Annotated in this window: 15 protein-coding genes; 7 read left to right on the top strand and 8 right to left on the bottom strand. The window is 67.0% G+C overall.

The features are described from left to right. Nucleotides 1-155 precede the first annotated feature (155 nt). Nucleotides 156-1,949 (bottom strand): GspE/PulE family protein, encoded by a 1,794-nt coding sequence (locus V5B60_RS12985; RefSeq protein ID WP_332347458.1) that lies wholly within the window; start codon nt 1,947-1,949, stop codon nt 156-158. A gap of 165 nt (nt 1,950-2,114) precedes the next feature. Between V5B60_RS12985 and V5B60_RS12980 the strand changes: the two genes are divergently transcribed. Continuing rightward, on the top strand, nt 2,115-2,627 hold the full coding sequence (locus tag V5B60_RS12980) for a hypothetical protein (RefSeq protein ID WP_332347457.1): 513 nt from the start codon (nt 2,115-2,117) through the stop codon (nt 2,625-2,627). A gap of 75 nt (nt 2,628-2,702) precedes the next feature. On the opposite strand, the gene V5B60_RS12975 is transcribed toward V5B60_RS12980, so the two are convergent. The 4 genes from V5B60_RS12975 to V5B60_RS12960 all read right to left on the bottom strand — a co-directional run bounded on the left by V5B60_RS12975 (nt 2,703) and on the right by V5B60_RS12960 (nt 6,351). Beyond that, nucleotides 2,703-3,212: a DNA-deoxyinosine glycosylase gene (locus V5B60_RS12975; protein WP_332347456.1), complete on the bottom strand. Its 510-nt coding sequence runs from the start codon at nt 3,210-3,212 to the stop codon at nt 2,703-2,705. Next, a complete protein-coding gene (gene htpG / locus V5B60_RS12970; protein ID WP_332347455.1) occupies nt 3,212-5,131 on the bottom strand; it encodes a molecular chaperone HtpG in 1,920 nt (639 codons plus the stop codon). Before htpG ends, V5B60_RS12975 begins: the two co-directional genes overlap by 1 nt. A 176-nt stretch (nt 5,132-5,307) precedes the next feature. Then, nucleotides 5,308-5,883, bottom strand: coding sequence for a transcription elongation factor GreB (gene greB / locus V5B60_RS12965; RefSeq protein WP_332347454.1), 576 nt, complete (start codon nt 5,881-5,883; stop codon nt 5,308-5,310). Nucleotides 5,884-6,030: 147 nt separating this feature from the next. After that, nucleotides 6,031-6,351 carry a hypothetical protein gene (locus V5B60_RS12960; protein ID WP_332347453.1) on the bottom strand — a complete coding sequence of 107 codons (321 nt, stop codon included), beginning with the start codon at nt 6,349-6,351 and terminating at the stop codon, nt 6,031-6,033. 66 nt (nt 6,352-6,417) lie between these two features. On the opposite strand from V5B60_RS12960, the gene V5B60_RS12955 reads away from it, so the two are divergent. Genes V5B60_RS12955 through V5B60_RS12940 form a run of 4 tightly spaced genes read left to right on the top strand, consistent with a single transcriptional unit; the run spans nt 6,418 to nt 8,554 of the window. Continuing rightward, nucleotides 6,418-7,116 (top strand): AzlC family ABC transporter permease, encoded by a 699-nt coding sequence (locus V5B60_RS12955; RefSeq protein ID WP_332347452.1) that lies wholly within the window; start codon nt 6,418-6,420, stop codon nt 7,114-7,116. Between the two features lie 44 nt (nt 7,117-7,160). Continuing rightward, nucleotides 7,161-7,463 carry an AzlD domain-containing protein gene (locus tag V5B60_RS12950; RefSeq protein ID WP_332347451.1) on the top strand — a complete coding sequence of 101 codons (303 nt, stop codon included), beginning with the start codon at nt 7,161-7,163 and terminating at the stop codon, nt 7,461-7,463. Between the two features lie 31 nt (nt 7,464-7,494). After that, entirely contained in the window at nt 7,495-7,704 is a 210-nt protein-coding gene (locus tag V5B60_RS12945) for a DUF465 domain-containing protein (RefSeq protein WP_332347450.1), read from the top strand. 34 nt (nt 7,705-7,738) lie between these two features. Further along, nucleotides 7,739-8,554: an alpha/beta fold hydrolase gene (locus V5B60_RS12940; RefSeq protein WP_332347449.1), complete on the top strand. Its 816-nt coding sequence runs from the start codon at nt 7,739-7,741 to the stop codon at nt 8,552-8,554. On the opposite strand, the gene V5B60_RS12935 is transcribed toward V5B60_RS12940, so the two are convergent. Genes V5B60_RS12935 through V5B60_RS12925 form a run of 3 tightly spaced genes read right to left on the bottom strand, consistent with a single transcriptional unit; the run spans nt 8,555 to nt 11,579 of the window. After that, nucleotides 8,555-9,469, bottom strand: a complete 915-nt coding sequence (locus tag V5B60_RS12935; protein ID WP_434735330.1) for a DMT family transporter — start codon at nt 9,467-9,469, stop codon at nt 8,555-8,557. It abuts the gene before it with no gap. After that, on the bottom strand, nt 9,453-11,174 hold the full coding sequence (locus tag V5B60_RS12930; RefSeq protein WP_332347447.1) for a potassium channel family protein: 1,722 nt from the start codon (nt 11,172-11,174) through the stop codon (nt 9,453-9,455). Before V5B60_RS12930 ends, V5B60_RS12935 begins: the two co-directional genes overlap by 17 nt. Nucleotides 11,175-11,195: 21 nt before the next feature. Further along, nucleotides 11,196-11,579: a DUF6394 family protein gene (locus tag V5B60_RS12925; protein WP_332347446.1), complete on the bottom strand. Its 384-nt coding sequence runs from the start codon at nt 11,577-11,579 to the stop codon at nt 11,196-11,198. Nucleotides 11,580-11,767: 188 nt separating this feature from the next. Here V5B60_RS12925 and V5B60_RS12920 point away from each other — a divergent pair, with 188 nt between their 5' ends. Both V5B60_RS12920 and V5B60_RS12915 read left to right on the top strand, forming a co-directional pair. Continuing rightward, on the top strand, nt 11,768-12,037 hold the full coding sequence (locus tag V5B60_RS12920) for a BrnT family toxin (protein WP_332347444.1): 270 nt from the start codon (nt 11,768-11,770) through the stop codon (nt 12,035-12,037). Then, nucleotides 12,006-12,296 (top strand): BrnA antitoxin family protein, encoded by a 291-nt coding sequence (locus V5B60_RS12915; RefSeq protein WP_332347441.1) that lies wholly within the window; start codon nt 12,006-12,008, stop codon nt 12,294-12,296. The genes V5B60_RS12920 and V5B60_RS12915 overlap by 32 nt, the downstream gene beginning before the upstream one ends. Nucleotides 12,297-12,336 lie beyond the last annotated feature (40 nt).

Here is a 12,336-nt window from a genome sequence, read left to right as displayed (position 1 = left end):
TTCTCCATACACGCAACTGCCCCGAGGACTCATTCACGGCAACGACCCGGCATCCGCTCTACGCCGACTGCCGGTCCATGCTTCCAGCTACGGCCCGGCAACCCTGCGACTTGAGGCCCATCCTGTCGACACCAGGCAGAGACAGGCGCCACAGTTCATTTCTGTTCGATCGGTGGCGCCACCTTGAAGACTTCCGCCAGCGTCGTCACCCCGGCTGCCACCTTCATCGCTCCCGAAATGCGCAGGGGCTTCATCCCCTCGCGAAACGCCAGGTCGCGAATCCTGGCAATGTCCTTGTTCTCGCTGATCGCCTGTTTGACCTCGGGCGACAGCATGAGGATCTCGTACAGCCCGACGCGGCCGAGGTAGCCGGTCATCCGGCAATCGAGGCAGCCGACGGGGCGGTAGAAGCGCGACGGGCGGTTCGACTTCCACGGCGCGACCAGCTGATCCCACATCGCCTCCTCGACCGGGCTGGCCGGATGCACCTGCTTGCAATGCGGACAGAGGATGCGCACCAGACGCTGCGCCATCACTCCGAGCACCGTCGCACCGAGCAGGTAGGACGGCAGGCCGAGGTCGAGCAGGCGCGTGATCGCCGACGGCGCATCGTTGGTATGCAGCGTCGACAGCACCAGATGACCGGTCAGCGCCGCCTGGATCGCCACTTCGGCAGTCTCCAGGTCACGGATTTCGCCGATCATGATGATGTCCGGGTCCTGCCGCATCAGGGCGCGTACGCCCTGCGCGAAACCGAGGTCGATGACGTTCTGCACCTGCATCTGGTTGAAGGCAGGCTCGACCATCTCGATCGGATCCTCGATCGTGCAGACGTTGACCGCCGGCGTCGCCAGCTGTTTCAGCGTCGAGTAGAGCGTCGTCGTTTTTCCCGATCCGGTCGGCCCGGTGACCAGGATGATGCCGTTCGGCCTCTCGGCCATCGCCTTCCAGCGCTCCTGGTCGTCATCCGAGAATCCCAGCTCGGCAAAACCCCGCACCAGCACCTCGGGATCGAAGATGCGCATCACCAGCTTCTCGCCAAAGGCCGTCGGCAGGGTGGACAGGCGCAGTTCGGCCTCCTGGCCGTCGGCGGTGCGCGTCTTGATGCGTCCGTCCTGCGGGCGGCGCTTCTCGACGACGTCCATGCGTCCGAGGATCTTGACGCGATTGATCATCGCCGCCAGGACGCTCATCGGGATCTGGTACACCTGGTGCAGGACGCCGTCGATGCGGAAGCGAACGATGCCGGCTTCCCGCCGTGGCTCGATGTGGATGTCGCTGGCGCGCTGCTCGAATGCGTACTGCCACAGCCAGTCGACGATGTTGACGATGTGCTGGTCGTTGGCGTCGAACTGCCGATTGGTGCGGCCCAGCTCGACCAGCTGCTCGAACGAGGACAGGTTGCCGGCAGGGCCGCCGAGCTGCGCCGCCTTCTTGACCGAGCGCGCGAGGTTGTAGAACTCGACCAGGTAGCGCGCGACGTCGACCGGACTGGCGAGGACGCGACTGATCTCCTTCTTGCTGATCGCGCGGATCTCCTTTTCCCAGTCGCGCAGGAAAGGCTCGGTCGTCGCCACCAGCACTTCCCGGGTCGTCACGGCCACCGGCAGGACGCCGAAACGTGTCGCGTAGGCACTCGACATCACCTCGGTCACGGCGGTGAAATCGACCTTCAGCGGATCGATGTGGTAGTACTCGAGACCGACGCGGCGCGCCAGCCACTCGCCGAGATCGTCGAGGGTCAGCGGGCGGTACGGTTCGAGCTGCGATTTCCATTTCTGGTCGCCGATGATCACCAGCGGGTGCGCCGCCAGTCGCTTGAGCCGGCTCTCCTTGAGCAGGTTGTCGGCATCCGTCGAGGTGACGAGACCGTCGGCGACGAGCCAGCCAAGCACCTCGGCCAGTGTCAGACGATGTTCATGAACGGCGTTGACCGTTGCCTGCAGCATGTGCGGGTTTCCGGGGAGGGGTATGGACACTATACCGGAGAGCACCATCGCGACTCAATGGTCGCGCCGCGACGGGGGTATGATGCACCCCTGCCGCGGCCACACGCGCAACCGGTCGACCGGGCCGCGTGCCGGCCACCGTCAACCAGACCCGTGGAGGAAGCGATGCACGCCAGTTCCCTGATCATCCTCGCCATTGCCAGCACTCTCTTCACCCTGCCGGCCGTCGGGCAGACCGCCCCCGGCGGGATGGGGCCGGGAACGCCGGGTGGCGGCCGCGGCATGGGCCGCCCGGCCGAGTGCAGCAAGGCGGCCGACCCCGCCCAGTGCACGGCGCGCCAAGCCGCGCACGAGCAGGTTCGCGCCGCCTGCCGCGACAAGACCGGCAGCGAGCGCCAGCAGTGCATGCATCAACAGGCGCAGCAGATCGACTGCGCGCGCGCCCGCGTCCCGCAGCAATGCGAGGCGCGCAAGCAGGCCTACGCCGCCTGCCGCGAGCGTAGCGGCCCCGACTTCAAGCGCTGCGTCCAGGAGCGGACACCGCCCGTCGATTGCGGCCAGGCGGCCGACCCGGCACGCTGCCAGCGCCACCAGAAGGCGCGCGAACTGTGCCGCGACCAGATCGGCCCCGAGCACCGGCAGTGCCTGCGCGAGGCACTGGCGCCACCCGCTCCGTAGCACACGCCCCCGGGCGGTCGCACGGCCGGCCGGCGAGCGGCGGCCGTGCGACGCCGGCAGGCCGCGCGCTGCCGCTCAGGCGACCGCCCGGGAATCGGCCAACGCAGCCCGCCAAGCCGCCAGCTTGTCGGCGAACGCCAGCGTATGCGCCGGGCTGGTCGACGGCAGGACCTGAGTGGCATAGCCCTGCTCGCGGAACCTGGCCGCGAAACGGCCTGCGGTCTGGCCATTGAAGCAGACGCAGCGCAGTTGCGGTGCCACCTCCGGCAGACGCGAGAAGTCGTTGGCGACCGCCGACTCGATGGCGGCATCCAGCGCGCCGCGACGCCGGCACTCGCGATAGACGTCCCAGAGGCCGATGCGGTGCCGCAACAGACATTGCTGCTTGCCGGCGTAGTCGAGGACGCAAAGCGGCTCGTCCAGCAGCACTTCGAGCAGACGCCAGAACTGGTTCTGCCGGTGCGCGTAGTAGTGCGCGGCGGCGAGCGATGCCGGTGAGGGAAAGCTGCCGAGAATCAGCGTCCGCACGCCGGCATCGATGATCGGCGGCAAGCCGGACAGCAACTCCGGCCTGCCGGCCGCCATCAGCGCCCGCCGGCGAGCGACAGCGCCAGCATCAGGTCGTTGATGCGCCTGACGAAGCCGGCCGGGTCATCGAGCGAGCCACCCTCTGCCAGCGTCGCCTGCTCGAGCAGCAGGTTGGCCCAGTCGTCGAAACGCGCCTCCTCGTACTTCAGCCGTTGCACCGCCGGGTGCTTCGGATTGATTTCGAGGATCGGCCTGCTCGCCGGCGCCTGCTGCCCGGCCGCCTTGAGGATGCGCTGCAGGTTGCCACCGAGATCATGCTGGTCGGCAACCAGGCAGGATGGCGAATCGGTCAGGCGATGCGTGACGCGCACGTCCTTCACCTTCTCGCCGAGCGTTGCCTTCACCTTGTCGATCAGTTCCTTGTACTCGTCGGCAGCCTTTTCCGCCTCCTCTTTTTCCGCCACGTCCTCGAGCTTGCCGAGGTCGAGGCCACCCTTGGCGACCGATTGCAGTGGCTTGCCATCGAACTCGGTGAGGTGGCCGGTCACCCACTCATCGACGCGATCCGACAGCAGCAGCACCTCGATCCCCTTCTTGCGGAAAATCTCGAGATGCGGGCTGTTCTTCGCGGCCGTGAAGGTTTCCGCCGTGACGTAGTAGATCTTCTCCTGCCCATCCTTCATGCGCGCCACGTAATCGGCCAGCGAAACGCATTCCTCGTCGGTATCGGCCTGCGTCGAGGCGAAACGCAGGAGCTTGGCGATCCGTTCCTTGTTCGCGAAGTCCTCGCCGACACCCTCCTTGAGAACCCGGCCGAACTCCTTCCAGAACTTGACGTACTTCTCCTTCGCCACCTCGTCCTCGCTGTCGGCAAGGCTCTCGAGCAGACCGAGGACGCGCTTGACGCAACCGCCGCGAATCGTCTCGATGTCGCGTGACTGCTGCAGGATCTCGCGCGAGACGTTCAACGGCAGGTCGTTCGAGTCGACCACCCCGCGCACGAAACGCAGGTACAGCGGCATCAGCTGCTCGGCGTCGTCCATGATGAAGACGCGCCGGACATAGAGCTTGATGCCGTGCCGAGCGGTTCGCTCGAAGAGGTCGAACGGCGCCCGCGACGGGATGTAGAGGAGTTGCGTATACTCCTGCTTGCCTTCGACCCGTGCATGGACGTGCGCCAGCGGATCCTCGAAATCATGCGCGACGTGTTTGTAGAACTCGTTGTACTGTTCATCGCTGATTTCCGACTTCGGGCGGCTCCAGAGTGCCGATGCCTGATTGACCGTTTCGTCCTCGTCGGTCGACACCTGCGCCTTCTGCTCCTCGTCCCAGCGCTCCTTCTTCATCAGGATCGGCAGCGTGATGTGATCCGAGTACTTGCGCAGGATCTCGCGCAACTTCCAGCTCGAGAGGAATTCGTCCTCGCCCTCGCGCAGGTGCAGGATCACCTCGGTACCGCGTTGCGCACGCTCGACCATCTCGACCGTGAAGTCGCCCTCGCCCGATGATTCCCAGCGCACCGCCTGAGCGGCTTCGAGACCGGCACGGCGCGACAGCACGGTCACCTTGTCGGCGACGATGTACGACGAGTAGAAACCGACGCCGAACTGGCCGATGAGGTGGGCATCCTTGGCCTGGTCGCCGGTCAGCGCCGAGAAGAACTCGCGCGTCCCCGACTTGGCGATCGTTCCCAGGTGCTCGATCGCTTCCTCACGCGACAGCCCGATGCCGTTGTCGGCTATGCTCAGCGTGCGCGCCTCCTTGTCGAAGGAGACGCGGATCTTCAGCTCGCCATCATCGCCGTAGAGGGCGGCATTGTTGAGGGCTTCGAAGCGCAGCCGGTCGCAGGCGTCGGAAGCGTTCGAAATCAGCTCGCGCAGGAAGATTTCCTTGTTGCTGTACAGCGAGTGGATCATCAGGTTGAGAAGCTGCCTGACTTCGGCCTGAAAGCCCAGTGTTTCCTTCTGTGCACCCATGCGAGGACTCCGTGAATGACGTTGGCGAAAGACGAAAAGGCGCAAGGCTTGCGCCGCGGACGATGGAGCAGCAAGTGGGGACGATCGCCACCATTTCAAGCCCGCGCCGCGCCACCCGGCCGGGGCGCCGGCGCGGCCTGCGCGCCGGCCGCTGGCGACGATCCGTTCCCGGCCGCTCAGGCCTCGTCGCCCGGGTAATCGACCGCAACGACATCGACCTCGCGCCACCCGGCCGGACTCTGGAAGCGCACGACATCGCCGGCACGCGACTTGAGCAACGCGCGCGCCAAAGGTGAAACCCAGCTGATCCGTCCGCGCGCCAGGTCGGTCTCGTCGACCCCGACGATCTGGTAGGTGTTCTCCGTCCCCTGTTCGTCGCAGATGGTGACCACCGCACCGAAGAAGACCTGGCCGGTGTTCTCGCGCCGCGCCGGGTCGACGATCTCCGCCAGGTCGAGGCGCCGGGTCAGGAAGCGGATTCGCCGGTCGATCTCGCGCAGCCGTCGCTTGCCGTAGATGTAGTCGGCGTTTTCCGAGCGATCCCCGTTGGCGGCTGCCCACTGCACGACGCCGACCACCTGCGGTCGCTCGCTGCGCAGCAGGTGATCGAGTTCAGTGCGGATGCGCGCGTGCCCGGCGGGCGTGATGTAGTTGCGCGTACCCTGCGGCAGCCGAAGCGCCGGATCGAGCGACTCCTCATCGTCCTCATCGTTCTCATCGCCCGTCGCCTCGCGGACGAAAGCCTTGTTCATCGCCTGTCACCCCAGCAAGTGCCGACCGCCGCGGCGGCAGGCCCCCGGTCGGGCAGACTGGCAAACGGGCGCCGAGCCCCGCCGGCCGGGGAAAAAACAAACGGCGCAAGCCTTGCAACCTGCGCCGCGCCGCCCACCCAGGGCTGTTCAGTAACCGATGTTGAACGCCTCGACATCGATGCGGACGGTATCGCGACCGAGCGCCAGGGCGGTGTAGCGGGCAAAGCGGGTCGCCCAGTCCTTGCCTTCAATGAAACGATGTTCGCCACCATAACGGGCGACATTGAGGATCTTGTCGATGATCAACACCTTGCCCATCGGGTTGCTGGGCTCGCATTCGAGATCGGCGAACTCCTTGTCGAACCATCGCCGCGCTTCTTCCGGAGAGCCTGCCGCCAGTTCGGTGTGCGAGAACCTGTACTCGTACTCTCGCTCCCGCCCAAACGAAACGATAATGTGATGGACCATCTGCCTCCTTCCGGCTCTCTCTCAGGGTTACAATTTCAACCTCTATTCTATTCGCAAAAGCACCCCGTGCCGCAAGTCCCAGGCGAGCGCGCAGAGTTTATCGACGGTCTGCGCGCCTTCGTTCCGATGAGCATGAGCATCCTCCCCTTCGGCCTCGTCTGCGGCGCCGCGGCCAGCAACGCAGGACTGACGACCGGCCAGGCCTTGGCGATGAGCTGGGTCATCTTCGCCGGCTCGGCACAGATCGCGAGCACACAGCTCTTCGCCGGCGGCGCGCCGCTGCTGGTCATCCTCGCCACCGCGACGATCATCAACCTGCGCTTCCTGATGTACGGCGCCTCGCTGTCGCGGCACTTCGGCGGCCTCAGCCGCCAATGGCAGGCAGCCATCGCCTACCTGCTCACCGACCAGGCATTCGCCCTGACCATCCTGCGGCGCAGCGCCGACCCGCGACAACCGCACCTGCACTGGTTCTACCTCGGACTCGCCGGCGCGACCTGGGTCTGCTGGCAGCTGGCGACGATCGCCGGCATCCTGCTCGGCAGCCTGGTGCCACCGAGCTGGTCGCTCGACTTCATCGTGCCGCTCACCTTCATCGCCATGCTGGTGCCGCTGCTCACCGGTCGCGCCATGGTCCTCGCCGCCGTCACCGGCGGCAGCGCCGCAGTCCTGCTCGTGGTGCCGTTGCAGCTCAACCTGATCGTCGCGGCACTGCTCGGGGTCGCTGCCGGGGTGGCGGCGGAGAAACTCGGGAGCGACCGCTGAGCGCAACCACCTCCGCGCCGGGTGGCGAGTTCTTCGTCTGGTCGATGATCATCGCCATCGGCCTCATCACTTTCTTCCTGCGCTTCGCACCGCTCGCCCTGCTCGCCCGGTTCGAACTCGCCGGCTGGCTGCAGCAGGCCCTGCGCTTCGTGCCGGCGGCGGTGATGGCGGCGATCATCGCGCCGCCGTTGTTTTTTGCCGTTGGCGCGCCTAACATTGTCCCCGACCCGGCACGCATCGCGGCCGCCGCGCTGGCGGCCCTGATTGCCTGGCGGACGCGCAGCACCCTGTCAACCGTCGTTCTCGGCATGCTCGCCCTGTGGGCGCTGCAGGCCCTGCTCGGCTAGCCACAACACGATCCGAGGGATATCGCCGACCATGCTGACCGAAGAACAGATCACCGAAACCCGCGCCAGCCTGCGCGAACTCCAGGTCGAGCATCACGATCTCGATCAGGTCATCGACCACCTGATGCTCAACCCGCCAGCGGACGACCTCCTGGTCCGGCGGCTCAAGAAACGCAAGCTGCTGCTCAAGGACCGCATCGTCGCCCTCGAGCACCTGCTGCAGCCCGACGTCCTCGCCTGAGCCGGCAGCGTCCGCGAGCCGTCGCAGGCACGACATGGAACTCGTGGTCGCCGGCCACCGCTGCCATCTGGGCACCGGCGGCCAACCGTGGCAGCGCGGCGACTCGCACTCGCCACCGCTGCTGCTGATCCACGGCGCCGCCAACGACGGCGACGCGTGGCAGCGGGTGGCAGCCGGCCTCGCCGCTGCCGGCTGCCGCGTGCTGGCCCCCGACCTGCCCGGTCACGGCCGCTCCGGCGGCCCACCGCTGGCCAGCATCGAGGCGCTTGCCGACTGGTTGCCGGCACTGCTCGACGCGGCCGGTGTCGAACGGGCCGTGCTGGTCGGTCACTCGATGGGCTCGCTCATCGCCCTCGAAGGCGCCGCCCGCCACCCGCAGCATTGCAGCGGCCTCGCGCTGCTCGGCACGTCGGTGCCGATGCCGGTCGCCGACGCGCTGCTCGGCCGCGCCGCCAGCGCCCCCGACAGCGTCTACCGTTTGATGACCGAGTATTCGCTGACACCGCGCTTCCAGCTGCATGGTGGCGGCGGCCACGGCATCTGGGGACCCGGGGTGAACCTGGCGATCATGCGCCGCAGCCCGCACGGCGTTCTCGCCATCGACCTCGCCAACTGCAACGACTATGCGCACGGGCTGGCAGCCGCGGCACGCGTGCGCTGCCCGACGCTGCTGCTTGCTGCCCGCCGCGACCGGATGACGCCGCGGCGCAACCTGCCACCGCTGCAGGCGGTGCTGCACCAGGTCCGCTACGTCGAGATCGCCGATTGCGGACACGCGATGATGAACGAGGCACCGCAGGCGGTCATCGACGAACTGCTTTCCTTCCTGCCGTTCGTCAGCGCCGCGTGACTACGACGCCGCCGGCTGCGAACGCGCCAGGACGATCACCGCCGCCAGGATGATCGTACCGCCGGCAAGCTGCCAGCCACCGATCTGCTCGCCGAGGAAGACCCCCGCCAGGACGACGGTGACCAGCGGTTCGAGCGTCGACAGTGTCGCCGCATCGGCGGCGCCGAGACGTTCCATGCCGGCAAAGAAGGTGATCATCGCGACCACCGTCGACAACAGGGCAATGCCGCCGATCGCCGCCCAGGCGACCGGCGAAGCCGGAAAGGCCGGCCCCTGCCAGCAGACGATCAGGCCGAAGACGGCCGCGGCAGCCAGCATGATCACCGTCGACGAAGGCATCGCTCCGGCGAGCGGCGTCACCCGCTCGCCGACCAGGATGTAGATCGAGTAGATCATCGCCGCCGCGACACCGAGCAGGATGCCGAGCGGGCTGCCGGCGAGGCTGCCGCCGATCGCCAGACCGGTGCCGAGCAGCGCCGCCGCGACGGCGAGCAGGCGCAGCAACGACAGCCGTCGGCGTGCGAGGACGGCGGCGAGGACGGTGACAATCGCCGGATAGAGGTAGAGCAGCAGGGCGGTCAGCCCCGCCGTCGCGTGTTGCAGCGCGGCAAAATAGCAGAACGACTGCCCGACGTAACCAAGACCGCCCATCGCCAGCAGCAGCAGCAGGGTACGGCCGTGCGGCCAGCGCAGGCGACGCAGGCGCATCAGCACCGCCATCAGCAGGCCGGCGATGGCAAAGCGCAGGAACAGCATGCTCGGCAGGTCGACACCCTCGGCGTACGCCAGCTTGGCGAGAATCGGCATGGCGCCGAATCCCGCCGCCGAAGCGGCGATGCACGCGCAACCGACGAGACGCCGCTGCGCCCCGGCAACGGCCGGCGCCGGCGCTGCCGCGTCAGCCACGGCCGGCATCCTGCGGCGACTGGCCCGCCAGGCCCAGCGCCCGCCACAACCAGCCCGGAGCATCGCGCCCGGTGAGCACGTAGTCGAGCACGTTGCGGTTGTCGAGCGCGAGGTTCTGCGCCATCTTGGCGGCGCGTGTGCCGGCGAAGAGCAGATCGTCGCCCGGCTGCAGCATCAGCTCGTCGGCCGGAAGTTCATGATCGCGGCCGTCGCGAACGAGCAGCAGCGGCAGCAAGGGCAACGCCTCCTGATGGGCGGCCGGATCGCGGCGCAGGGTGCCGAGGGGAATCGATCCCTGCTCGATCATCAGCAGGCGGTGCGCGGCCGGCGCGTCGGCGGCGTTCAGCCGGACACCCCAGATCAGCGGCACGCGTCCGCTGCAGAGATCTTCCAGCCGAGCGACGACCAGTGCCGCGCGCTCCTCCGGCCAGGCACGAATGAGTTGCAGGAAGCGGCTGAGCAGCGGCGAAGTGATCAGGGCGAGACACTCGCGCGCGACGATGCGCGACGGAACCATCGTGAAGTCGGCGTCGTAGGCGTCGAACAGCACCTGGTTCGCGACCCGGTTCTGGCGCACGACGACGAACAGGTCGGGGTTGATCTCCTTCGCCGTGATGGCGATCGACAGGTTGTTGGTGTCGTTGTCGCCGGCGGCGACGATCCCCACCGCGCTCTCGACTCCGGCTGCGCGCAGCGGCTCCGCCTCGGTACCGAGGCCGACGACGTGCCGGGCGGCGATCGGCAGTTCGGCCTCGGGCGAGATGACCGTCAGGCTGACCCCCTGCCGCTCCAGGTTGCGCACCACCGCCTGGCCGAAGTGGCCGTAGCCGCAGACCACCCACTCCCCGGCCGGCGGATCGTGCCGCTCCGGCACTTTCTGCCCGGCCAGACCGGTCAGGATGTCGACCAGCCGGTACCAGTTCGGTGAGTGAATCGCCTCTGCCAGGTGATCGGCGAACTTTTCGAAGTGATTGACCACGTAGTGCGTGCCGAAGGACATCATGTTCCGTTCGACGGACGGGCTGGCGACGCGGGCAACGACCATCAGCCGCGGGTTGATCAGCCGGCTGGCGATCGCCACCGCCAGGTTGACGCCATCGTCGTCGGTCACCGCCAGCACGCCGCGGCAACTGCGGTGCTGCAGGCCGGCGAGCAGCAGGTTCTGTGGCTGCGCCGCGTCGGCGCCGAGAACAAGCAGGTCAGCGGCGAAGTCCTCGAGTTCGAGTTCCTGCATGCGCGCCTCGCTGTGCTCGATGGCGACGACGCGGATGCCGTCGCGGTCAAGCGCGCGCGCGATCAACAGGCCGGTCTCGCCACAGCCGCAAAGAATGTAGAACGGCTCGCCGAGATGCCGCACGCGGCGCACGAAGCGCCCGCTGAGCAGGACCTGCTGGAATCCCCGGTCCTGCACCAGCGTCAGCAGGCTGATGATCGAATACGACCAGCCGATCACCGAGAGGAAGATGACCGCCGTCACCCACATCCGCTGCGCCTCGGAAAAGGCACCCGGCAGTTCGCCGAAACCGATCGTGCTCGCCGTGTAGCTGACGAAATAGAAGGCGTGGAAGAAACTCATTGGCGGTGTCGGCCGGCCGTCGGCATCGACTCCGGGAATCAGCGTCAGACCCAGCGTCGACACCGCGTAGATGACGATCAGCACGATCAGCGGCGCGCGCATCCGCCGCAGGGCGAGAAAGAAGACGCTGGCGTTCATCCGGTCTGCGTCGCGCGCGCGTCAGCGGCGCAGCATCACCGTTTCGACGATCAGCAGGATGACCGAGACGACGTTGGCGAACAGCGCGCCGCCGCTCAACGAGACGACGCTGGTGGTGACGTCGGGAGACATCCCCTCGCCGGTGACATGCACCGCGATCGCCCAGACGACCGCCGCCGCGACCAGTTGCAGGTCGGCCACCAGGCTGGTCGACAGGTGCACCGCGCCGATCTGCGTGCGGTCACCGAACTTCAGCACCGTCGCGATCAGGTTGACGACGATCGCCGCGAACAGCTCGTAGATGTGGTGGTGTCTCGGCTGGTCGATGTCGCCGATGAAGAAACCGAAGTTCAGCGTCGCCGCCAGCACGATGAAGAAACCGAAGACCACCTTCTCGAGGTTCATGAAGCGCCTTTCGCTGTCGCGGGAAGCCACTGCGCCAACCACAGCAGCATGGGGGCGAAGCATACTCCCCCGGACGGATCCTGAAAACAGCCGCCGTGGGCAGCGCCGCCGCGAGAAGCGTCCTGCCCACCGCAAAGCGGCAAGAGCGTGACCACCCTGGCAATGGAGACAATGGCCTATACTGACGCATGAACTTCACTTGGAGCGATGCGAAGCGACAGGCCAACCTGAAGAAGCATCGGCTTGATTTCGCTGACGCGTCACGGGTGTTCGCGGGGCATACCCTGACGCGCCCCGATGCTCGCTTCCCCTACGGGGAGGCACGGTTCTCCACGGTGGGGCTGTTGGGAGTCGAGGTGGTGGTGATCGCGCACACCGAAGCCGAAGACACGATCCAGGTCATTTCGATGCGAAGGGCGGAGCGCCATGAACGGGAATACTACTTTGCCAGCCTCTGACGATTTCGATGAAGCGCCCGTCTGGTCGCCCGAAGACTTCGCACTGGCCGTGCACCGTGTCGATTTGCAGACCACAGCGATGAAGAAGCAAAAGATCAACATCACGCTCGATCCGGATGTGCTGGCGTGGTTCAAGCAGCAGGCGGGAGGACGTGGTTACCAGACCCTGATCAACGCCGCCCTGCGCCAAGCGATGCAGAAAAGCACGATCGAAGAGACGCTGCGACGAGTGATCCGGGAGGAGTTGCACTCGGCCTGAAAGCAGGGGATCGTCGGATCATCGCGCCGCATCGGCTGGC

Origin of the sequence: Accumulibacter sp., assembly GCF_036625195.1 — a bacterium.
GTDB lineage: Bacteria > Pseudomonadota > Gammaproteobacteria > Burkholderiales > Rhodocyclaceae > Accumulibacter.
The sequence above is the reverse complement of the archived record's forward strand: the minus strand, read 5'-3'. Positions and strand labels throughout refer to the sequence as shown.